This is a genomic window from Aneurinibacillus aneurinilyticus ATCC 12856, from assembly GCF_000466385.1.
Taxonomy (GTDB): domain Bacteria; phylum Bacillota; class Bacilli; order Aneurinibacillales; family Aneurinibacillaceae; genus Aneurinibacillus; species Aneurinibacillus aneurinilyticus.
The window spans coordinates 98,262-120,307 of sequence record NZ_KE952777.1 but is presented as its reverse complement, the minus strand read 5'-3'; the positions used below and the strand labels follow the sequence as shown (position 1 = coordinate 120,307).

The following is a 22,046-nucleotide window of genomic DNA, read 5'->3' as shown; positions in this document are numbered from 1 at the left end:
GCCGTTTTATGCATTTTTTCATTGCCAAATACAATAATTGCGTTAATTGTAGAATTGATAGTAAAAGATTTTAAAAAACGTACTAAATAACTTTATTTTAGTTTAATAAGGGTTGGGAACCGCCGTTTTTTTGAGGTAATACAAGAAAAGTTAACCGGGTTAGAGATCGATCTTTGTCACCTTCGACCTGAAAATTTCCAATTTAGGGTTAAAGTCTATAAATTGAAAAGCATAAAGCGAAAAACACTTAGATAATTCCGAGTGCTGTAGCGATTCGAAATATAGCTAAACGTTTCTTTTCATAATATTTCCCCCTTCTTTAGTCCCAACTCTGTATAAATGTACATATCTGTTAACTCTTTTGAATCAATATACTTTTGTTCGACAATTATTCTCTCTGTAACATCTAAACTGTTTTCTAATGCACGGTCAATTTGCCTTACCTTTAGCTCGTTTTCTTTATCTGCTTGTCGGAGTGACGGGAACAAGTCAACAATACCAGCCATTTCCCGTTCTCTCTTATTTTCCATTTGTACCTTCAGAGCACGGTAATTTTTCAATTCCTCAATAACAATATCCTGAACATCTTTCTCGTTTACCTCTTCAAGAAATGAAAGTTGTTTTGCTCCCATAGATAAATCTCCCTTTAAGAATGGCGCGCTACTCGTCTGCGTGTATAGGCCGATCCACGCCTTAGACGCTCGAATTCCTCACGTTCTCTTTCACGTTTGCTTGGCACATATACCGTAGGCAACTTGTCTTTTACTGGCCCCGGCTGCTCCGTCCTCTATGGCATCTGCCGCATCTTGTTTAACTTCCTTCTTTTATCTGGCGTGAGTAGGTCCTCAAATCGCATTCTGTATCCCTCTTTTCAAATAAAAAAGGACACCCCTCTAATAAACCTGTAACGTGGCATATAACCTCGCTTAAACTTAGTAAAAGTGGTGTCCTCCAATATTTGATCAAATATATAGTTTTAGATAAAAGAAACTATTCATAGCTCTTGCCATCTTCCTTTTGCCATCTCACATCACCACCCACCTCCAAGGCAAAATAAAAAAGCCTTTTTACGTCATGCTTAGGACGTGGTATCCTTTATTTCGCAAAAGTGACCGTTTCTCCAACTTTAACAAACAGTGGCAACTGTTTGTTAAAGTCGCTCTCTTTTTCCATAAAGACAAGATAAGCAGCGGAGGTTTCGCCTAAATATATACCTAACAAACCAGCACATTTCTCTTTTTCCATCTCGAAACTTTCCTTAATAAGTACTGCTTTTTTGTTCTTGGATATTATGAGAGTGTCATAAGGTTGCTTCTGAATAGCTTCCACTAATTCCTTATCATTTTCACAAATAACTACTAAATTTTCTTTTTGCAAAGCTTGAAAGTCGCTTAGTATTTCAGTGATAGAATTAAAAATTTCACTATCCTTTTCAATAATTGTGGACACTACTAAAGGCATTTCGGATCTACTTCCTTTTTTAAGAGTAAACCCGGAGGTAAAATTTACTTTTCCAACAAATTCTCCCCCACCTGTTTTGTTAGCTCCCGTCGACATCGCATTAAGAAATCCCTTTGAAATAGGCTTACTCTCTTCCGGAACTTTATAACTATACTTGGAATCCTTGGTGACTACCTCGGTTGTGAGCCAAACCTCTTCAGACTTTTTCTGACTTTCAGTAGTTTCATTTGGACTACCGACAGATGTCTGTGAGCTTTCAGTAGAGGCACATCCCGTCACGATTATTAATGTAAAAATAATTGCCCATAATCCTACCCTTATTTTACCCATTTAATATAATATCCTCCTTTTTAGGAACAATAATACTTTTATATAATAACTATGAAACCAACACATGTAAATATTTAATTGGAATAAAACGGAATAAATAAATAAATAACAAAAGGCCGCTCCCTCGGAACGGCCCCTTCGCTTATCTTCTGACACTATCATCATACCCCCCCTATCGCCAAATTGCGTGTCAATTTCCTTTCAAAATTCCTTCATTTTGCCGTCAAAAAACCGTCACTGATTTTATCAGCTTTACTCTTGGTGACAAAGACACTTGGAGATGAATAGGAGCAATATCAGCCCGAACAAATAAAGGATGCTTGGGATGCGATGCTTTTGTTAATTCTAAAGCATATAAATTCTCATAACCTGACAATAATCTAAGTACCTTTTCATTTCTTTTCTGGTACACCCCGTTTGTTCCCCAGGCAAGCACTACCCTATCTACACGCTCAATAGCTTCTAAAATATGCGAATCATTATCCGGACCAACAGGATTATTTACTTGCTTCAACTCTTTCGGGTCTGTCGCACGATACGCAAACAGGTTTATTACTTCTAACGAGCCGAATCCCCAACCCTTTGCAAAACCAATACAACGTTTGATAGTTTGATCATCGTACTGTTCATCTGCTGTACTTGGATTGAACATCATAAAGGCCATTCTTGGTGCAGATTCATCCCAAATTCTCCATAAAGAGTATCGGTATTGTTCTGTCGGGTCAATTATTGCTCCTGTAATCAACTCGCATATCCCGTCTCTAGTGCTTCCTCGACTCTTTTTTGTGTAACCTTCCGGTCAATTTTCGGCAAAAACGACATTTGCATGACGACTCCCCCTGTTCGATGGTAAAATATTCATATTAGATGTAGAACAAGAGGTACCTCCTAGCGCCAACTAGGAGGATTTTTTTATGTCATCAAGCTTGCCTCGTAAATAAAGAAGTTTAAATTCCAATAAGTTTTCCGGTCTTGTATTTTTCTTCCCGTACATTTCATGAAATAGCTGGTGCATCTCTTTTTTTATAGGGACACCCATAGCATCATTGTGCTTTTCTCTTATTTTGGCTGATATCTCTAAAGCTACGTGTGGGTTCAGCTTATAAAGAGCACGACTTAGTAGTTGCAAATTGGACCGGCTCGATGATTGACCCTGCCGACATCAATGCTGATTTTAAAATTGCTTGCAAGTTTGCTGACGTGCCTAAAATTAGGTCTCATGATTTACGTCACACACATGCAACTCTTTTATTGCAGCTTGGAGAAAACCCAAAAGTCGTTAGCGAACGATTAGGACATGCAGACATTAGCATCACATTAAACACCTACTCTCATGTGCTTCTAAATATGCAAGAAAGTTTAGCCCAAAATTTCGATGTAGCTATGAAAAAATCAGAGAAAAAACCGGGCTAAAAATCACTTTAGTGCAATAAAGGTTTGCAAAATGTTTGCAAATGACATTTTCAAGAAATCAAAAAGAGCTGAAACCCCTTATATATCAAGGGATTCCAGCTGCTTGTTTTCAGTGTCTGATTATACTTCCATGATAATTGGAAGAATCATTGGACGACGGCGTGTCTGTTCATACAGAAAGCGTCCGAGCGCATCGCGCACGTTCGTCTTAAGTGACGACCATTCGTTCACATTCTCTTCCATGCAACGATTCAGCGTCTGGCCTACAATGCGATTCGCTTCTTCGAGTAATGCTTCCGACTCGCGAACATATACAAAACCGCGTGAAATAATATCAGGTCCTGACAGAATCGTTCCGTTTTGTTTGCTCAATGTAACTACAACAACTAAAATACCATCCTGTGACAATAGCTTCCTGTCGCGCAGGACGATGTTACCTACATCGCCTACACCGAGTCCGTCGATAAGCACGATGCCTGAATTCACCTTCGGACCGTAGCGGGCTTTGCCCCCGCTAATCTCAACAGTATCTCCGTTGTCTATTAAGAAAATATTCTCCGGCTGGACGCCGCATTGTTCAGCAAGCAGGGCGTGTTGACGAAGCATTCTAAATTCCCCGTGGATAGGAATAAAATACTTCGGTTTCATTAGGTTTAACATAAGTTTCAGTTCTTCCGCGCTGCCGTGTCCGGATACGTGGATATTGCTGCCGTATATTACATCTGCGCCGATACGGAACAGTTGATCGACCGTGCGCGCCACATACTTCTCATTACCTGGGATTGGTGTAGCTGCGATAAGTACCGTATCCCCAGGCAAAATATCGGCTTTACGGTGTGCAGAGCGTGCCATGCGCGTCAGCGCTGACATCGGCTCCCCTTGGCTACCAGTAGATAGAATGACTACACGTTCGGCAGGAAGCTTATTGATTTCTTCCGGCTCCACCAACATCCCTTCCGGAACGTTCAGGTATCCAAGGTCTATTGCGATATTCACCACATTCACCATAGAACGACCAATAACCGTCACTTTACGATCATACAGTGCAGCCGCGTCGATTACCTGTTGAATACGATGAATATTGGAAGCAAACGTAGCAACCACAATACGTCCTTTGCATTTGTGGAACTGCTCTTTAATCGCTTGGCCAACCTCGCGTTCCGATCCGGTAAAACCGGGACGTTCCGCATTGGTACTGTCCGAGAGCAGAGCCAAAACACCACGCTCGCCGATTTTCGCCATTTTTGCCATGTCCGACATCTGATTATTGACAGGCGTCTGGTCGAATTTAAAGTCTCCCGTGTGCACAATACAGCCTTCTGGTGTATCAAGGCACACACCGACAGAATCCGGAATGCTATGATTTGTCTTGAAGAACGATGCGGTAAAGCATCCAAGCTCGACTTCAGATTTGTTGTCGATCAGATTGAGCTTGGCTTCTCCAAGAAGACCTGCCTCCTTCAGCTTGACCTCGATCAATCCGATCGTCAGCTTCGTTGCATATACCGGAACATTCAGGTGGCGCAGCACGTACGAGAGCGCTCCGATATGGTCTTCGTGACCATGCGTAATGAGGATACCGCGGATTTTGTCCTTGTTCTCCTGTAAGTACGTAATGTCCGGGATGACAATATCAATGCCAAGCATTTCTTCCTCGGGGAATTTTAAGCCTGCATCGATTACCACGATGTCATCCGCATACTGGATTACATACATGTTTTTGCCAATCTCGCCCACGCCGCCCAAAGCGAAGATTGACAAGGCTTTCTGGTTAAGTTTCGACAAATTGATTCCTCCTAAATATTCAGTTGTAGTTACATTTGATCAAACAAATATTTATTTTATAAAAACCGAACCAGTCACTTGTTAATATTATACATGATGCTCCAAGTTAAAAACAAGTGCTATCAATTGTTACTATATCCGCGAACATCATTTATTATGTAACAATATAGCTATATCACTTTCCAACGTTCACTAAAAAAGAAAAAGAGCAGGGAAATACCTTCCTGCTCTATTCTTACCCAAAATAGTTAGCTAAATAAACCTTTTACATATTCATGCTCCTGTTCGGTAAGCGAAACTAATGGGAGCCGTACGCCACCTGTATCTATTCCTTTCAGCGCAAGTGCCGCCTTTACCGGTGCCGGGTTAGCCGTGATGAACAGTCCTTCGAATATCGGCAATAACTTACGATGCCATGCACTTGCTTTTGCAATGTCACCACCTACAAAAGCCTGAATCATCTCCGCCATCTCTGGACCGATAACATGACTTGCTACACTGACCACGCCTTTACCGCCCACTGACATACATGGTAGCGTCATGCCATCATCGCCAGTATACAATACAAAATCATCCGGTGTTTGCTCGATTATATGAGACATCTGACTGGTATCACTGTTCGCTTCTTTAATTGCGATAATGTTCATCACATCGTTTGCTAGACGAACGGTTGTCTCGGGCTGCATATTAATGACAGAACGCCCCGGAATGTTATACAGCATTACTGGTAGCCTGGTACTTTCGGCAATTGTTCGAAAATGCTGATACAGCCCTTCTTGGGATGGCTTATTATAGTACGGTACAACTAACATGATGGCATCTACGCCGATTTCCACTGCTTTTTGCGTTAGTTCAATGGATGCGTCAGTGTTGTTGCTGCCAGTACCTGCAATGACCGGTATGCGTCCATCCACAATTTCTACAATGTAGCGGAGCAACTCTACCTTCTCTTCGCCAGTTAATGTCGGCGATTCCCCTGTCGTGCCCGCAACAACAAGTGCGGTAGACCCGGTAGCAATCAGATGCTCGGTAAGCGCCTCGGTTTTCCGTTTATCGATACGCAGCTGCGAATCGAATGGAGTTACCATTGCAGTTACCAATCGTCCAAAATCCATCACGGTCATCCTCCTCAGAATTGCACCTTATCAAGATCAAACGTTTTATGCAGGGCACGGACCGCACGAACCATATCCACTTCCTTTACCAGCACCCATATGGTCGTATGAGAGTCAGCCGATTGAAGAATTTGGATGTCTTCTTTTGTCAATGTTTCAACGATGCGCGCCATAACACCGGGAACCCCGGCCATGCCCGCACCGATAATCGACACTTTAGCACAGTGTTGTGTTAGAAGTGGTTCATATCCCATAATATGAAGGATATTTACCGCTTTTTCCACTGCTTCATCATGTACCGTATATGCAACGCCGAGTGGATTCACATTGATAAAATCAACACTAATCTCATTCTCAGCCATCGCTTTGAACACCTGCATCTGCAGATCATATTCTCCCTCTTTGGCCATCACTTTAATCTGCGTCACATTGGATACATGGGCAATACCGGTAATCAGACGATCATTCACTTCGCCCGCCACCCGGTTTGCCTCTGCCACGCTTGTTACTAGCGTACCGCCATCATCGGAGAATGTAGAGCGCACACGAATCGGTGTGTTCGTCTGCATCGCGATCTCTACTGCACGCGGATGAAGAACCTTCGCGCCCTGATATGCCATGTTGCAAATCTCTGTATACGTAATTGTAGATAACGAACGTGCTTCTTCTACAATGCGTGGGTCCGCCGTCATAATACCATTCACATCGGTAAAAATATCAACCATCTCAGCTTGTAACGCAACACCAAGGGCGGTGGCCGACGTATCACTGCCTCCACGCCCTAGAGTCGTCGTATCCCACTCTGTTGTCCGGCCCTGGAAACCAGTAACAATAACAATTTTACCCTGTTCCAATTCACGCACAATGCGCTGCGGATTGATTGTTGCAATTTGCGCATTCGTATAATCATCATTCGTCAAAATACCAGCCTGACCGCCTGTCAATACAGCCGTGGTAAAACCTTTTGCGTTCAACATGCTTGCCATTGTAGCAGCGGAGATAACCTCTCCGCATGACATGAGCATATCTTTTTCCCGTTTGCCGAGCGCGTCCCCATTCTCTCTAATTAAATCAAGCAAAGTATCAGTTGCATACGGATCACCTTTACGCCCCATTGCAGATACAACAACACACACGCTGTATCCTTGCTCTAGGGCTTTGACAATGTGGTGAGCCGCACGCTCTCTCTTTTCGGCGGTCGTCAAAGATGAACCGCCGAATTTCTGCACAAGTATTCTCATGCTGCTCTCATGGCTCCTTAACTTAAGACTCTTTGATTAGATTGCGTTTAACAAGTTCTTCAGCGATTTGTACGGCGTTCCATGCCGCACCCTTTAACAGGTTATCGGATACGATCCACATGTGCAAGCCCCTTGGGTTGTCAAGATCACGACGCAAGCGTCCAACAAAAGTCTCAAGTTTGTCGGCTGCTTCTGTTGCAAGCGGATATTCCTGCTCTTCTGGATTATCCTGAACGACAATTCCCGGTGCATTTTCAAGCAATGTACGTACTTCTGCCAGTTCATAGTCATTCTTGAATTCTACATATACTGACTCCGAGTGACCTTTGACAACTGGAATACGCACGCAAGTCGCGGCTACGGCAATGGTCTCATCGGAGAAAATTTTCTTTGTTTCACGTACCATCTTCATTTCTTCATTTGTAAATCCGTTTTCTAAGAACACATCAATTTGCGGAATGGCATTGAATGCAATTTGATGCTTCTTCGGAAGCGATCCGACTGGCAGTACTTCTTTTTTCACTTCGCTGCCATGAATAATCGCCTCTGTTTGGTCCTTTAGTTCCTGAATTGCTCTGGCACCTGCACCGGATACTGCCTGATACGTGGAGACGATGATGCGCTCAATGCCATATTTTTCGCGCAGCGGCTGAAGCGCTGCCACCATCTGAATGGTAGAGCAGTTCGGATTGGCAATAATACCGTTGTGCTCAGCCATTGCTTCCGGATTTACCTCCGGGACAACGAGCGGTACATTCGGATCCATGCGATATGCGCTTGTGTTATCGACACAAATCACGCCACGTTTTGCTGCTTCCGGCGCGAGCGCTTTGCTTACGCTACCTCCCGCGCTAAACAGAGCGATCTGTACACCATCGAACGCCTCAGGAGTCGCTTCTTCGATTACAATGTCCTGTCCTTTGAACGGTACTGTTTTGCCAGCTGAACGGGCGGAAGCCAGTACTTTCAGCGATGCAAGTGGGAACTGCCTTATTTCCAGCATCTTCAATATTTGTTCCCCTACTGCGCCGGTAGCGCCGACGACTGCTACATGATATCCTTTGTTGTTCTCCATCTTTCCCCACTCCTTTTCGCTCACCGAATATGTGTTTCGATGTGACTATATTTTTTATTATGAAAATAGCAAAAATTGCTATTGCATATAGCGAAATTTCTCTACCAGCATCGGCTGAAGCTGTTTGCCTTCCAATGCTGCCTCACATGTCTCCTTGATAAGCTCCATCCGGGCAACGAGGGAGTTCGGCTTCTTGTCCGGGGCATCCTGACCATAAGGAACCATATAAATATTCTTAGTCGCCATCACCTTTGCCACGTTCGCTGCATTAAGCCCCAGCCCGTCGTTAGTGGAGATGGCAAGCACCACCGGATGCAGATTCCGCAAAGTGGCTTTAGTTGCCATCATGACTGCACTATCGGTAACTGCATTAGCCAGCTTACTCAGCGATGTACCCGTGCATGGCGCGATAACCATCACATCAAACCGCTTGCTAGGACCAAGCGGCTCGGCATCCACAATTGTGGCGATGATGTCATTCCCAGTAATGGTCCGTAGTTGTGCCTGCCAATCGTTTGAATTGCCAAAACGAGTATCCGTTGTCGCCACCGTATGACTAATGACTGGTACCACTTCAGCACCTGCATCGACTAGCCTCTGAATCTCTGGCATTACTTCCTCGAATGTGCAGTGCGAGCCGGTTAATCCAAAGCCGATCGTCTTACCCTTGAGATCCATTTTAATTCCTCCTGTTTCCCGTTTGTTCGAAAACGAGCCGCGACAGTGTACGCGCAATAATCTGTCCCGCAGTTTTCGGTGCAACGATTCCGGGTAAACCAGGAGCAAGGATCGCTTTAATTCCCCTCTTTTCCGCGTACCTGAAATCAGTACCACCCGGCTTAGAGGCGAGATCAATAATTAGTGCATGATGCTGCATATTCGCAATAATCTTAGCTGTTATAATACAATGTGGAACTGTATTAAAGATTAAGTCAGCGTCATCGACTTGTTGGCTTAACTCATCAATATGGAACGGGGTCAGTCCCATCTCAAAAATGCGAGCCAGATCCGACGACTTACGAGCGCCTACGCGCACATGTGCACCTAACGCATGCAGCGCGCGCGCCATAGATACACCAACCCGGCCCAATCCCAAAACCAGGCTTTTCGAACTATGGATCGTAAAATCAGTATTCTGGATAGCCATCATCAGCGCGCCCTCTACCGTGGGAATCGAGTTATAGATGGCGACATCGTCACGGTCCATCAATTCCATAAGACCAAGACTATACTTGGCAGCGATACCCATTAAAAAACTGCGGGCAATCCCGGTATAAATACAGCAGTGAGCAGGCAGCGCGGCAAGAATTTCTTCTGTTAATTGCAGAGGTTTGGAGCAAAAAATACTCTCGACGTATCCCTTGCCATCCGAACCTACAATCGGCAGAATCAAGGCGTCCACATCGTGCAAGACATCGGCAGAAAGCGGCCGCTTCACCGCTCCGGTGAAGTTGCTCTCCCAATTATCAAAGCCGATGAGGGTTACCGCGGCGTCCAATTCAATGAATTTCTTGATGACTTCAAGCTGGCGGGCATCTCCACCAATGAAGGCAGCATGAATTCCTGTTAGCATAAGATAACCCCTTTCAAACCATTTTACTGCAAAGCTTCGTTAAGATAAAGCATAAACAACCGCTGCAGCTATGGTTTCCCGGAATTCGTTGCGTTTCTATCCTCATCGTATTCCGTATCTGCCTCTATTGTGACAGCCGCCTGCCTATTCATTTTCTATTAATCCTTTGCTGTTCTTTCCTTCATTTCAACAATAATCATCTCGCTACCAATTTTCCGAATCGCTTTCCATGGAATCATAACCTCCTCTTTTTTGCGTCCGATGTTAAGCAGGCTACCTGTGGGAAGGATGATGGATTCGATCTTGCCTGTAGATGGATCAATAATCATATCGGATTGTCCGACAACCCCCATTCGCTCACCATTATCTAAATCGATAATTTCTTTGCCTCCTAATTCACTGTACCTCATTAGACCGCCTCCTTGTATGGAATATCCATCATGCTTGGTATACTAGATATATACGTTCGTTTTTTCGTTTTCATAAGTAGAACAGGGACAAATATTAAGTAATATTTATGTTCAGTACATCATGCATAGGAGAGATGGAAAATGCGCACACTGTGCATTTCAGATATCCACGGGCAGTATGACGCGTTTTGTCGTCTGCTCAATACTATACAGTACAACCGGATTTCCGATCAGCTCATATTGCTGGGAGACTTCATCGATGGGGGCCCATATGGCAGGCAAGTAGTGGATAAGGTAATGGAATTATCACGTGAAGGAGATGTTGTTGCTATTCGTGGAAATCACGAAGAAGCGTTGCTTGCCTGGCTGCACGGAGAACTTCCGGAATATACGAAAGAATACAGGGCGCTACCAACGCTGAAAGATTACATTGGAGAGGCGATAGAGAACAGCGGAGAAAAAAAACTGCGTAAAAAAATTCAGGATATTTATGCTCATCATGTAGAATGGATAAAAAATTTGCCTTACTATTACGAAACACCAACACATATCTTCGTACATGCCGGGATTGACCCAACACGTCCTCACTGGAAGGATACGCCATGCCGGAAGCTGGTCTCTATACGCAAGAAGTTTTTTCTTCATCCAACCGGTCTCACCCAAACCGTTATCTTCGGCCATACACCAGGCTTCAAGCTGCACGGTCGTGACGATATCTGGTTTAGCGAAGATAAAATCGGCATTGATGGTGGAGCCGGCCACAACCGCCAGCTTAACTGTCTCTCTATTACAGACAATGGATACGAAACATACAGCGTACCCATCCATCAATAAGCAGTCTTTCTTCATATTAAAGAACGCGAGAAGCAATTTGCTTCCCGCGCTCTTTAAACACTACACTCCAGTATGTCCGAATCCCCCGCTGCCACGCTTTGTCTCGTCAAGCGACGCAACCTGTGTTACCTGTACACGCGGCACCCACTGGAATACAAGCTGGGCGATTCTGTCTCCTCGCTCCACAGTGAATGGCTCCAAACCATGGTTAATTAGGATGACACCTACTTCCCCCCTGTAATCTGCATCAATTGTGCCAGGTGCATTTAACGTCGTAATACCTTTCTTGTATGCCAAACCGCTGCGGGGACGTACCTGGGCTTCCAGGTTGGCTGGCATCGCCATGGCGAATCCAGTCGGAATTAATGCTCTTTCCCCTGGCTGTAGCACAATTGGCGCGGGAACAGCGGCACACAAATCAAAGCCGCTAGCCAGTTCGGTCATCTTCCGAGGCATGCCAATATCTTCATTTCCCGGTAAAACAGTTATTTCTACATTAACGTCGTACAAGAATATCGCTCCTCATATATTGTGGAATCGTCTCAAGCGGACTGACAAGCGCGGTTGCCACCGGCTTGTTGAAAATTTCTTCTGCTACGTTTTTTACGCTCTCTATAGTAACTGCCTCTACACGCTGGATAATCTCATCAAGCTCCAGATGACGGGCAAGCAGGAGTTCATTCTTACCAAGGCGGCTCATACGACTGCTGGTGCTCTCCAAGCTTAGCATCAAGCTGCCTTTGAGCTGTTCCTTCCCCTTTTTTAACTCATCTTCACTGATGCCTTTTTCGCGCAACTCGGCTACCGTATTCATCATGACACGGTACACCTCTTCTAGTTGTTTGGTAGCTGTACCGGTATACAGTGTAAACGTACCTGTATTTTTAAATGCGGAATGATACGAGTACACGGAGTATGCCAGCCCGCGCTCTTCACGTACTTCCTGGAACAAGCGTGAACTCATACTGCCACCAAGTATATTGTTCATCAAAATAAGTGAGTAAATATTTGGATGACCGACATCGTAGCCTGGGAATGACAGGCAAAGATGTGCCTGCTCTGTCTCCTTTTTCTTCCAGACTGTTCCTGCTGTAAATTCCGGCTTGTCGTCCGACGTAAGTATCCGTGTCGTTCGCTTGTATCCAGAAAAATGACGGGTAATTTCTTCAAGTAGTGTATCAGACACATTGCCCGCCACTGTAATTACTGTCTGCTCCGGTGTATAGCGCGATTCAATGTAGTTTTGTATATTATCGCGGGTAATTTTGTTTAATACGTCTTCCGTTCCAAGAATGCTGTAGCCAAGTGGATGTGTTTCATAGCATGCCTTAGCTATTAAATCGTGTACAAGGTCATCCGGCGTATCATCATACATGCGAATTTCTTCAATAACAACATTCTTCTCTTTCTGCAATTCCTGTTCATCAAATACAGAATTGAAATACATATCGGACAGAATACTAAGCGCACCCGCAGCATGTTCATCAAGCACACGTGCATAGTAGCACGTATATTCTTTTGAGGTGAATGCATTTACGTGTCCGCCAATTTGATCAAACGCTTCAGCTATTTGCTTAGCAGAACGGGTCGCTGTACCTTTGAACAACATATGCTCGATGAAATGGGAAATTCCGTTCAGTTCCATATTTTCATATTTTGAGCCTGTGCCGATCCAAATGCCCAGCGCAACGGAGCGGACAGTCGGGATTTTCTCAATAATGACGCGCACGCCATTTTCCAGCGTGTATTTTTCTATCACTACGGCTTTCCTCCTCTATGGCGACAAAAATGTCACATATTTCTTTACTATAGCAAACTTAAGATATTCGCTCAATAGGAGGGCACGCGACGGGTGGAAAGGGTCTCACTGACCGTACCAAGCGCAAGTTTCTTTTCTTTTGCGTATTGGATGAGCCGAGGCAGCGCCTTATCGGTCGATTCCGTCGGGTGCATCAGCACAAGTACACCATTGTTAATTTTCGGGGCAACCGTACGAAACCATTGCTCCGGTGTAGGTTTACGCCAATCGATCGTATCGGCCGTCCATAAAATTGTTTTTAGCTTGTGTCGTGCAGCCATATCCACAACCCGCTGATCAAAATCACCAGATGGCGGAGCGAATAAGGTAGGAGTCACTCCAGTTGCCTGAGTAATGACGGCATTCGTTTTTGTAATCTCTTGCTCCATACGGGTCAGTGAAAGCTGGCTCATATTCGGATGTGAATACGCATGACTGCCGATTTCATGGCCAGCTTCTTTGATTTTCTTTGCTTCATCCGGATATTTTTTCGTCCAACTGCCATCAAAAAAAAAGGTTGCTTTTACTTTTTCTTTTTCGAGTGTTTTTAGAATAGAGGGTAGATATTCATTGCCCCATGCAACATTAATCATAACGGAAATCATCGGCTTTTCTGGATTCCCTCGATAAATAGGCGATGATTCTAATTGATCAATATGAACGGCTGGCTTCACCTCTCGAAAAACGATAAGTGATTCATCCCACTTTCCGGCCTGTTGCATACGCTTTATTGTTTTTTCCTCATCAATCTGAAGTCCATTATAACCCGGAATCCCTTTCCAAATCGGATCAATACGTGCATTCACAGGTGCGATGTTTTTTGTACGGGCCAACTCCTTCAATTTTTCTTCCCACTGCACTGCTTGATTCGCCAGAGTAGCTTGAGCCGTTTTCTTCGATGCAATATACAAATCCACCGACTCTGATGTCATGACAGTATATAAAAGAAAAAAAAAGCATAGCGAAGCTAGCAAACGGTTCATCTTTTTTCATCACTCCCGCGCACAAATAGGTTTGTACAATCCTATGCGGAAAAGGGAACAAGCATACATAAAAAAATAGCGACGGACCTAGTGTCTCGTGTCGCTATCTTCCTTCTTACTGATTATTACTTTTAGCTTCAGCCGCTTTTTCCTGTTGCTTTCTTTCCTTCAGCAGTACCTTGTGTGAAAGATTGACACGACCCTGATTGTCGATCTCAGTCACCTTCACTTCCAGCTTATCGCCGACGGATACTACGTCCTCAACCTTACCTACACGTTCTTCCGCAAGCTGGGAGATATGAACAAGCCCCTCTTTACCTGCGAACAGTTCTACAAAAGCGCCGAATTTCTCGATACGCTTAACTGTACCGTTGTAGACTTGTCCGACTTCAACTTCACGCACAATATCTTCAATAATTTGTTTTGCCCTTCTATTCGCATCGTCATCAGGTGAAGCAATATAAACGCGACCATCCTGTTCAATGTCGATTTTTACGCCAGTCTCTTCGATAATTTTGTTGATTACACGGCCGCTTGGTCCGATAACATCGCGAATTTTGTCCGGATTGATACGCATAATCGTAATCTTTGGCGCAAACCGTGAAAGTTCTTGACGAGGCTCTTGAATAGCTTCTTCCATTTTAGCAAGAATGAACAGACGTCCTTCACGAGCCTGATTTAACGCTTGTTCAAGAACCTGACGGTTGATGCCTTCGATTTTGATATCCATCTGTAGCGCAGTTACACCTTTACGCGTACCTGCTACTTTAAAGTCCATATCGCCGAGGTGGTCCTCCATACCTTGGATGTCGCTCAAAATCGTCATATGCTCACCGTCTTTAACAAGACCCATGGCAATACCAGCTACCGGCGCCTTAATCGGTACACCTGCCTGCATCATTGCAAGCGTGCTCGCGCAAATACTTGCCTGAGAACTTGATCCGTTCGATTCAAGCACTTCGGATACGAGACGAATCGTGTATGGGAATACATCTTCACCCGGAATAACCGGCTCAAGCGCACGCTCTCCAAGTGCTCCGTGTCCAATTTCCCGACGCCCCGGTGCACGCAGCGGACGGGCCTCGCCTACACTGTATGGAGGGAAATTATAATGATGCATAAAACGCTTTGATTCTTCAAGGCCAAGACCGTCAAGAATCTGCACATCACCAAGCGCACCAAGCGTACATACGCTGAGCACCTGGGTTTGTCCACGCGTAAACAAGCCGGAACCGTGCGTACGTGGCAACAGATCGATCTCGCAGGAAATCGGACGAATTTCGTCAAGTCTACGCCCGTCCGGCCGCACTTTGTCATGCGTAATGAGACGGCGCACTTCTTTCTTCACAATATCGTGCAGGATTTCGTTTATTGCCACTTCCTGTTCTGGATACGTTTCTGCAAAATGCTCCAGCGTCTCTTCATTAATAGCATCAATCGCAGCATAGCGCGCTTGTTTCTCTTCGATACGAACCGCTTCTATTAGACGCGCTTCCGCATATTCTTTCACAGCCGTTTCTATTTCCTCATCAAAGGAAACAAGCTCTACTTCCATCTTTTCTTTGCCTACCTCGGACGCGATCATCCGGATCTGTTCCACGATTTTGCGGATTTCTTCATGACCGCGCATAATCGCTTCCAGCATGACTTCTTCCGGCACCTCATCAGCACCGGCTTCAACCATGTTAATGGCATCATATGTACCAGCTACGGTTAGATTTACATCGCTTTTCTCCAGCTGTTCCACAGTTGGGTTCACGATGAACTCTCCATCGACCCGGCCGATAATCACGCCACCAATCGGTCCGTTAAACGGCACATCGGAAATGCTTAGCGCCGCGGATGTACCGATAATTGCCGCAACTTCCGTCGAACAATCCTGATCTACAGACATGACCGTATTAACGATTTGTACTTCATTGCGGAATCCTTCCGGGAACAACGGACGAATCGGGCGGTCAATCACGCGGCTTGTCAGCGTTGCCTTCTCGCTCGGACGCCCTTCCCGTTTAATGAAACCACCCGGAATTTTACCGACAGCATACAGTTTTTCTTCATAGTTTACTGTTAACGGGAAAAAATCGAGGTGAGAAGGTTTCTTGGATGCGGTTACCGCACTAAGCACCGCAGAATCTCCATAGCGCACCATTACGGCGGCATTGGCTTGCTTGGCTAATTTGCCGTATTCGATCGACATTTTCCGCCCGGCAAGCTCAAACTCATATACTTTTACTTCATCCATAAAAAGATAATGCCTCCTCTCGTGCTCAACAAAAAATATTTCGTCATTCTTCTATTATTTCCTGCAATGAAAGGAAATAAAAAAAAACTTGCTAAAAACAAAAAGACAGCAATAAACAAATGTCCATATTCGAATTTATCCAATGCAATAGACACGAAAAAAGCGGGGAATCCCCGCTTTCTCTTATCGGCGTAAGCCTAATTTGTTGATTAACTCACGGTAACGAGTAACATCTTTGTCTTTCAGATAAGCCAGCAGGTTGCGGCGTTGACCAACCATTTTCAACAGTCCACGACGGGAATGATGGTCTTTTTTGTGCGTACGAAGATGATCGTTCAAGTAGTTAATTTTCTCAGTAAGGATAGCAATTTGCACTTCTGGAGATCCAGTGTCGGACTCATGAGTGCGATACTCTCCGATCAGTTGCTGCTTGCGTTCTTGTGTCAGAGCCATCCTATTCACCTCCTCATTAAAATCCCCAATGCCCTAGAAATCCGTTGGTGACTCGAACTTCCAAGCCATGGTTGTTTACCTAACAAAATATACTATATCACAGTTAGCATATGGAGTAAAGTCCCGCTTTATACAATGGACAGCTTGGCGAACTGCTCTTTCGCAGTCGCCACATCTGAGTTAATTTGTGCAATCAGGGCATCTACCCCGGCAAATTTCTGCTCCTCTCTAATAAAGAACAAAAATTGTATTTCCATTGCTTTATCATAAATATCGCCCATGAAATCGAACAAATGAACCTCAAGCGACTTTTCTTTACGTTCATTCTCAAATGTGGGCTTAATGCCTACGTTCATTACTCCATCATACACTTTGCCTTCCAGTTTAGCCCGCACACCATATACCCCGTTCCGTGGCACGATATAAGGAGCGGATAAACGCAGATTTGCCGTCGGAAATCCGATGGTGCGCCCTCGTTTTTCACCATGGACTACCGTGCCTCGTACACAATATGGACGGCCGAGGAATTGCGTCGCCTCTTTAATCTTACCGCTGTACAAATATTCACGAATAAGAGTACTGCTAATTTTCTCACCAAACCGGTTTACAGGCGCTATCACATCGACACTATAACGCCCATGTGAATGTTCTTTCAAAGTGAATACCGTACCTTTGCCCCTGTGTCCGAATGTGTAATCGAATCCAACCACTACATGCTTTGCAGAAAGCTGGATAAGAAATTCATCAATAAAATCCTCTGGATAAATGGCGGCAAACGAAATGTTAAAATGGACAACGTAAGCAACATCTACCCCCATTGTCTTCAGTTGTTCGAGCTTCTCGTCTACAGGCGTCAGATACTGGGTATAACCGCTCTGACCAAGCACCTCGCGCGGATGCGGATCGAATGTCATGACGGCAGACTTCATTCCTAAGGACTTTGCCGTATCGATCGCTTTTTGAATCACGCGGCGATGTCCAGCATGGACGCCGTCAAAATAGCCCAGGGCAAGCACACATGGCTCCCCTTTAAAATCGGGCGGTAGCGGATAATGCAAACGTTGAATTTCCATTTATGCCTCCCCCTCCGGAAACACTCTTACAGGTTTGGATTCGACACCATTCTCTTTATCTATATATACCACTTCATGCAATGCAAGAAAAGCTCCACCTGGGCTATATAAGCGAATTTTATCTCCAATTTGCCAATCATTCGGCTTGCGATGGCGTTGGCTTAGCCCATTGCGCATTGCCTTTACCCGGCCTTCCGGTACGGTTACAGCTGGATACTGTGACAGCCCGACATCGAGCGGATACAGAAGATGTTGCAGCCCGTCTTCGCGTGCAGCTTTTTCCATCTGTTCCAGTGTAACGCATTGTTCGAGTGTAAATGGCCCACTCTTAATTCGCTGCAAATAAGACATATGAGCAGGATATCCAAGCGCTGCACCGATATCCACACACAGCGTCCGCACATACGTACCTTTAGAACATGCAACCGTGAACGTAATGCTTGGCTTCTCCACCGTAAGATGCATGTCCTCAATATCGATTTTGTAAATGGTTGCAGAGCGAAGCTTCCGCTCCACTGTTTTACCTTGCCGCGCCAGTTCATGCAGCCGCTTGCCACTCACCTTCACTGCAGAATACATCGGAGGTAGCTGTTCAATCTCACCAAGAAATTTCTCCATCGTTTCACGCACCTGTACCTCACTCAATGCCGGTTCGACGGTCTTGTTCTCGATAACCTTTCCGCTTGCATCCTGCGTATCAGTAGCAGCGCCTATCACCATAGTCGCCCGATATACTTTCGGTGCTTCATGCAAATAATCAGCTACTTTGGTAGCAGGTCCAATACAAATAGGAAGCACACCTGTCACATCTGGATCCAGTGTACCTGTATGTCCTACTTTTTTCGTACGCACAATACGCCGTACTTTCATCACACAGTCATGTGAAGTCATGCCTGCCTGCTTATAAAGCGGGATAATACCGGATAGTCCACTCATGACCTATCGCCACACTCTCTCAAAGCTTCGCTGACCTTTTGTATGACGATACGCTTCGCTTCCATAAGTGGCGCAGCTACAGTACACCCAGCGGCACGTACGTGACCACCTCCACCAAACGATTTGGCGATAGATGCAACATCTACTTCACTTCGTGAACGAAAGCTTACCTTTACTGTATTTTCCGCTACTTCCTTAAATAATACACCGACTTCTACTCCATCGATATTGCGACCGTAGTTTACGATTCCTTCAGTATCCTCACTGCTAGCACCTGTCGTCGCTAAATCCGAGAGCGTGACAGTAAGATATGCTGCTTTATCATCATCGGTAAGCTGCAACGTCTGCAGGGAACGCTGCAACAGGCTTATATGTGCTTTTGTAATTGATTCCAATACTCGTTCCGCAATACTTCCCGGCTCTACTCCACAGCTAAGCAACTCAGATGCGGCTGCCATGACATGTGATGTCGTATTAGAATAGCGAAATCCACCGGTATCCGTTAATAATCCCGTATACAGACAAGTCGCTAATTCTTTCCCTGGCGCAAGCTGTATATGACGAGTTAAATCAAAGATAACTTCCGCTGTAGCCGCCGCATCTGTCCGAACTAGGTTGACCGTGCCGAACAAGTCATTCGTTGGATGATGGTCGATATTTAGCAATGCACAATTCGGTGCGAACCACGCCTTTACCTCCCCGATACGGGCAAAATCGGCACAATCGCAAGTAATTATCGCATCATATGTATGATGTTCCGCCTGAACGGAAGCATTAATAATCTCATCCGCTCCAGGCAAGAACATAAATTTAGCAGGGGTTTCTCCTTCATTAACAAGTGTGACCTGCTTGCCTAATCGACGCAGAATCCACCCCATCGCCAGCAAAGAACCAGTGGCATCCCCATCGGGATTAACATGGTTTACAACAAGAAAGTGCTCATGTTCGTTCAGGAATCGCGCTGCAGCTTCCAGGGATACCTTATACGAACTCATTCCTTCTCTTCCTCTTCTTCTTTAATCTTCGTCAGCAGCGATTCGATACGACTGCCATATTCTACGGATTCATCAAACTTAAACAGCAAATCAGGCGTGTGACGCAGACGAACGCGTCGGCCGATTTCTGTGCGCATGAACCCTTTCGCCTTTTCAAGTGCTTTAAGTGTATCCCCCCGCTGTTCTTCACCGCCGAGTACACTAATAAATACTTTTGCCTGCGAAAGGTCACCGGATACTTCTACTCCGGTTACGGTAACGAACCCGATACGAGGGTCCTTAATCTCCCGCTGAATGATTTGGCTGAGTTCTTTTTTAATCTGTTCGCCTACACGATTGGTGCGAATGTTGCCCATATCGATCCACCTCATTCTGACTGAACCTGAACGTTCAGAATTACTGTGCGACTTCCTCCATAATAAACGCTTCGAGGACGTCTCCTTCTTTAATATCGTTATATTTCTCTACTGTAATACCACATTCATAGCCTTGAGCTACTTCACGGGCATCATCTTTAAAACGTTTGAGCGCATCGATTTTTCCTTCATAAATGACGATACCTTCGCGAATGACGCGAATACCTGCATCACGCTGAATTTTACCATCCGTGATATAGCATCCTGCAATCGTGCCTACACGAGATACCTTGAACGTCTGACGCACTTCAGCCTGACCGATAACTTTCTCTTCGTATACCGGTTCAAGCATACCTTTCATTGCCGCTTCAATTTCTTCCATGACCTTGTAAATGATACGGTGCAGACGAATGTCCACCTTCTCTGCTTCTGCTGTTACGCGAGCGTTCGGTTCTGGACGAACATTAAACCCGATAATGATCGCATTTGATGCAGAGGCAAGAATGACATCAGATTCGGTAATTGCACCGACACCGGTATGAATAATCTGCACACGCACGCCTTCAACATCGATTTTCTCAAGCGAACCGCGCAGCGCTTCTACAGAGCCCTGTACGTCCCCTTTGATAATGACGTTGATGTCTTTCATTTCGCCTTCTTTAATCTGGTTAAACAAGTCGTCAAGCGATACACGGGCAGAAGCACGAAGCTCTTTCTCACGACGGCTAGATGAACGGCGTTCACCTACTTGACGTGCCATCTTCTCGTCTTCAAATACCATAAACTGATCGCCCGCCTGCGGAACATCATTCAATCCGGTGATTTCAACTGGTGTGGACGGCGGAGCTTCCTTAATACGGCGACCTTTATCGTTAACCATTGCACGAATGCGGCCGAATGCTGTACCAACAACGATAGGATCGCCAATTTTTAATGTACCATGCTGCACAAGAATCGTAGCAACCGGTCCACGTCCTCGATCAAGTTCCGCTTCAATAACTGTTCCACGTGCACGTTTATTCGGGTTTGCCTTCAATTCTTGCACTTCCGCCACAAGCAAAATCATCTCAAGAATGTCATCAAGACCTTCCCGCTTCAACGCGGACACATGCACGAAAATCGTGTCGCCACCCCAATCCTCGGGTACAAGGCCATGTTCCGTCAATTCCTGCTTCACCCGATCCGGATTAGCTGAAGGTTTATCCATTTTATTAACCGCCACGATAATTGGTACCTTGGCCGCTTTGGCATGGTTAATCGCCTCAACTGTTTGTGGCATCACACCATCGTCTGCCGCTACGACAATAATCGCGATATCGGTTACTTGCGCACCACGGGCACGCATCGTTGTAAATGCGGCGTGGCCTGGTGTATCAAGGAAAGTTATTTTCTTGCTATGTCTTACTACTTGATACGCACCGATATGTTGGGTGATACCGCCCGCTTCTGTAGAAGTCACGTTCGTTTCCCGAATCGCATCAAGTAACGTCGTTTTTCCGTGGTCTACGTGACCCATGATGGTGACAACCGGCGGACGTTCCTCGAGTGTATCCGGCTCATCAATTTCCTCAATATTTTCAAAATCGCTATAGTCAAGCTCGATTTTTTCTTCAACTTCAATTTCATAATCGGCAGCGATAAGGTGAATCGTATCTACTTCAAGCTCCTGATTAATCGTAGCCATTACACCAAGACCAAACAATTTCTTGATGATTTCGGAAGGCTGCTTTTTCATTTTTTTGCCAAGTTCAGCTACAGTCATCGGACCCGAGATTGTAATTTTATCCACTTTCACTTCCGGTCTAGGTTGCTGTTGTTGCTTATTATGCGGGCGCTTTATTCCTTTGTTCATCTCGGCTGATTTCTTTTTATCATCAAAACGATTGGAGCGATTGTTTGGTTTCTGAGCCCCTCTACCTCGGCTCTGATTATCCCGTGATGGTTTGCTGCCTTGACCCTGTGGTTTGCTGCCT

Annotated in this window: 21 protein-coding genes and 1 pseudogene; 2 read left to right on the top strand and 20 right to left on the bottom strand. The window is 45.2% G+C overall.

The annotated features are described in order from the left end of the window. Nucleotides 1-247 precede the first annotated feature (247 nt). The 3 genes and pseudogenes from HMPREF0083_RS11655 to HMPREF0083_RS11645 all read right to left on the bottom strand — a co-directional run bounded on the left by HMPREF0083_RS11655 (nt 248) and on the right by HMPREF0083_RS11645 (nt 2,536). Nucleotides 248-632, bottom strand: a pseudogene (locus HMPREF0083_RS11655) (ArpU family phage packaging/lysis transcriptional regulator). A gap of 463 nt (nt 633-1,095) precedes the next feature. After that, nucleotides 1,096-1,791: a hypothetical protein gene (locus HMPREF0083_RS11650; RefSeq protein ID WP_021621565.1), complete on the bottom strand. Its 696-nt coding sequence runs from the start codon at nt 1,789-1,791 to the stop codon at nt 1,096-1,098. Between the two features lie 223 nt (nt 1,792-2,014). Further along, on the bottom strand, nt 2,015-2,536 hold the full coding sequence (locus HMPREF0083_RS11645; protein ID WP_040302441.1) for a DUF1643 domain-containing protein: 522 nt from the start codon (nt 2,534-2,536) through the stop codon (nt 2,015-2,017). Nucleotides 2,537-2,880: 344 nt separating this feature from the next. Here HMPREF0083_RS11645 and HMPREF0083_RS11640 point away from each other — a divergent pair, with 344 nt between their 5' ends. After that, nucleotides 2,881-3,204: a site-specific integrase gene (locus HMPREF0083_RS11640; RefSeq protein ID WP_262360674.1), complete on the top strand. Its 324-nt coding sequence runs from the start codon at nt 2,881-2,883 to the stop codon at nt 3,202-3,204. 120 nt (nt 3,205-3,324) lie between these two features. On the opposite strand, the gene HMPREF0083_RS11635 is transcribed toward HMPREF0083_RS11640, so the two are convergent. The 7 genes from HMPREF0083_RS11635 to HMPREF0083_RS11605 form a co-directional block, all read right to left on the bottom strand. After that, the gene (locus HMPREF0083_RS11635; protein WP_021621560.1) at nt 3,325-4,989 is read right to left on the bottom strand and encodes a ribonuclease J; all 1,665 of its coding nucleotides are present in this window, start codon (nt 4,987-4,989) and stop codon (nt 3,325-3,327) included. Nucleotides 4,990-5,237: 248 nt separating this feature from the next. Beyond that, on the bottom strand, nt 5,238-6,107 hold the full coding sequence (dapA, locus tag HMPREF0083_RS11630) for a 4-hydroxy-tetrahydrodipicolinate synthase (RefSeq protein ID WP_040302439.1): 870 nt from the start codon (nt 6,105-6,107) through the stop codon (nt 5,238-5,240). Nucleotides 6,108-6,118: 11 nt separating this feature from the next. Continuing rightward, complete coding sequence (gene dapG / locus HMPREF0083_RS11625; RefSeq protein WP_021621558.1) at nt 6,119-7,345, bottom strand: aspartate kinase; 1,227 nt, start codon at nt 7,343-7,345, stop codon at nt 6,119-6,121. A 22-nt stretch (nt 7,346-7,367) separates the two neighbouring features. Beyond that, entirely contained in the window at nt 7,368-8,420 is a 1,053-nt protein-coding gene (locus tag HMPREF0083_RS11620) for an aspartate-semialdehyde dehydrogenase (protein WP_040302438.1), read from the bottom strand. A 78-nt stretch (nt 8,421-8,498) separates the two neighbouring features. Continuing rightward, entirely contained in the window at nt 8,499-9,098 is a 600-nt protein-coding gene (locus tag HMPREF0083_RS11615) for a dipicolinate synthase subunit B (RefSeq protein WP_021621556.1), read from the bottom strand. Between the two features lies 1 nt (nt 9,099). After that, complete coding sequence (gene dpsA / locus HMPREF0083_RS11610) at nt 9,100-9,993, bottom strand: dipicolinate synthase subunit DpsA (RefSeq protein ID WP_021621555.1); 894 nt, start codon at nt 9,991-9,993, stop codon at nt 9,100-9,102. 158 nt (nt 9,994-10,151) lie between these two features. Beyond that, nucleotides 10,152-10,403, bottom strand: a complete 252-nt coding sequence (locus tag HMPREF0083_RS11605) for a YlmC/YmxH family sporulation protein (RefSeq protein WP_021621554.1) — start codon at nt 10,401-10,403, stop codon at nt 10,152-10,154. A gap of 141 nt (nt 10,404-10,544) precedes the next feature. Here HMPREF0083_RS11605 and HMPREF0083_RS11600 point away from each other — a divergent pair, with 141 nt between their 5' ends. Beyond that, entirely contained in the window at nt 10,545-11,237 is a 693-nt protein-coding gene (locus tag HMPREF0083_RS11600; RefSeq protein WP_021621553.1) for a metallophosphoesterase family protein, read from the top strand. A gap of 60 nt (nt 11,238-11,297) precedes the next feature. Here HMPREF0083_RS11600 and dut read toward each other — a convergent pair whose 3' ends face one another. The 10 genes from dut to infB all read right to left on the bottom strand — a co-directional run. After that, on the bottom strand, nt 11,298-11,747 hold the full coding sequence (dut, locus tag HMPREF0083_RS11595) for a dUTP diphosphatase (RefSeq protein ID WP_021621552.1): 450 nt from the start codon (nt 11,745-11,747) through the stop codon (nt 11,298-11,300). Continuing rightward, a complete protein-coding gene (locus HMPREF0083_RS11590; protein ID WP_021621551.1) occupies nt 11,734-12,996 on the bottom strand; it encodes a M16 family metallopeptidase in 1,263 nt (420 codons plus the stop codon). Before HMPREF0083_RS11590 ends, dut begins: the two co-directional genes overlap by 14 nt. A 71-nt stretch (nt 12,997-13,067) precedes the next feature. Continuing rightward, entirely contained in the window at nt 13,068-14,018 is a 951-nt protein-coding gene (locus HMPREF0083_RS11585) for a polysaccharide deacetylase family protein (RefSeq protein WP_040302437.1), read from the bottom strand. Between the two features lie 115 nt (nt 14,019-14,133). Continuing rightward, nucleotides 14,134-16,260 carry a polyribonucleotide nucleotidyltransferase gene (pnp, locus tag HMPREF0083_RS11580; protein WP_021621548.1) on the bottom strand — a complete coding sequence of 709 codons (2,127 nt, stop codon included), beginning with the start codon at nt 16,258-16,260 and terminating at the stop codon, nt 14,134-14,136. 183 nt (nt 16,261-16,443) lie between these two features. Then, complete coding sequence (gene rpsO / locus HMPREF0083_RS11575; RefSeq protein ID WP_021621546.1) at nt 16,444-16,713, bottom strand: 30S ribosomal protein S15; 270 nt, start codon at nt 16,711-16,713, stop codon at nt 16,444-16,446. A gap of 128 nt (nt 16,714-16,841) precedes the next feature. Further along, the gene (locus tag HMPREF0083_RS11570; RefSeq protein ID WP_021621545.1) at nt 16,842-17,786 is read right to left on the bottom strand and encodes a bifunctional riboflavin kinase/FAD synthetase; all 945 of its coding nucleotides are present in this window, start codon (nt 17,784-17,786) and stop codon (nt 16,842-16,844) included. After that, the gene (gene truB / locus HMPREF0083_RS11565; RefSeq protein WP_021621544.1) at nt 17,787-18,722 is read right to left on the bottom strand and encodes a tRNA pseudouridine(55) synthase TruB; all 936 of its coding nucleotides are present in this window, start codon (nt 18,720-18,722) and stop codon (nt 17,787-17,789) included. Then, nucleotides 18,719-19,717, bottom strand: coding sequence for a DHH family phosphoesterase (locus HMPREF0083_RS11560; RefSeq protein WP_021621543.1), 999 nt, complete (start codon nt 19,715-19,717; stop codon nt 18,719-18,721). The genes truB and HMPREF0083_RS11560 overlap by 4 nt, the downstream gene beginning before the upstream one ends. Further along, nucleotides 19,714-20,073: a 30S ribosome-binding factor RbfA gene (gene rbfA / locus HMPREF0083_RS11555; protein WP_040302436.1), complete on the bottom strand. Its 360-nt coding sequence runs from the start codon at nt 20,071-20,073 to the stop codon at nt 19,714-19,716. The genes HMPREF0083_RS11560 and rbfA overlap by 4 nt, the downstream gene beginning before the upstream one ends. A gap of 40 nt (nt 20,074-20,113) precedes the next feature. Further along, on the bottom strand, nt 20,114-22,046 hold a 1,933-nt coding region (gene infB, locus HMPREF0083_RS11550; RefSeq protein ID WP_021621541.1), incomplete at its 5' end, for a translation initiation factor IF-2.

Excerpts from the sequence above, each read along its gene's own strand:
- HMPREF0083_RS11650 (WP_021621565.1), bottom strand. The coding sequence starts at position 1,791 with ATGGGTAAAATAAGGGTAGGATTATGGGCAATTATTTTTACATTAATA.
- dapG (WP_021621558.1), bottom strand. The coding sequence starts at position 7,345 with ATGAGAATACTTGTGCAGAAATTCGGCGGTTCATCTTTGACGACCGCC.
- HMPREF0083_RS11620 (WP_040302438.1), bottom strand. The coding sequence starts at position 8,420 with ATGGAGAACAACAAAGGATATCATGTAGCAGTCGTCGGCGCTACCGGC.
- HMPREF0083_RS11615 (WP_021621556.1), bottom strand. The coding sequence starts at position 9,098 with ATGGATCTCAAGGGTAAGACGATCGGCTTTGGATTAACCGGCTCGCAC.
- dpsA (WP_021621555.1), bottom strand. The coding sequence starts at position 9,993 with ATGCTAACAGGAATTCATGCTGCCTTCATTGGTGGAGATGCCCGCCAG.
- HMPREF0083_RS11605 (WP_021621554.1), bottom strand. The coding sequence starts at position 10,403 with ATGAGGTACAGTGAATTAGGAGGCAAAGAAATTATCGATTTAGATAAT.
- HMPREF0083_RS11600 (WP_021621553.1), top strand. The coding sequence starts at position 10,545 with ATGCGCACACTGTGCATTTCAGATATCCACGGGCAGTATGACGCGTTT.
- HMPREF0083_RS11585 (WP_040302437.1), bottom strand. The coding sequence starts at position 14,018 with ATGAACCGTTTGCTAGCTTCGCTATGCTTTTTTTTTCTTTTATATACT.
- pnp (WP_021621548.1), bottom strand. The coding sequence starts at position 16,260 with ATGGATGAAGTAAAAGTATATGAGTTTGAGCTTGCCGGGCGGAAAATG.
- rpsO (WP_021621546.1), bottom strand. The coding sequence starts at position 16,713 with ATGGCTCTGACACAAGAACGCAAGCAGCAACTGATCGGAGAGTATCGC.
- HMPREF0083_RS11570 (WP_021621545.1), bottom strand. The coding sequence starts at position 17,786 with ATGGAAATTCAACGTTTGCATTATCCGCTACCGCCCGATTTTAAAGGG.
- truB (WP_021621544.1), bottom strand. The coding sequence starts at position 18,722 with ATGAGTGGACTATCCGGTATTATCCCGCTTTATAAGCAGGCAGGCATG.
- HMPREF0083_RS11560 (WP_021621543.1), bottom strand. The coding sequence starts at position 19,717 with ATGAGTTCGTATAAGGTATCCCTGGAAGCTGCAGCGCGATTCCTGAAC.
- rbfA (WP_040302436.1), bottom strand. The coding sequence starts at position 20,073 with ATGGGCAACATTCGCACCAATCGTGTAGGCGAACAGATTAAAAAAGAA.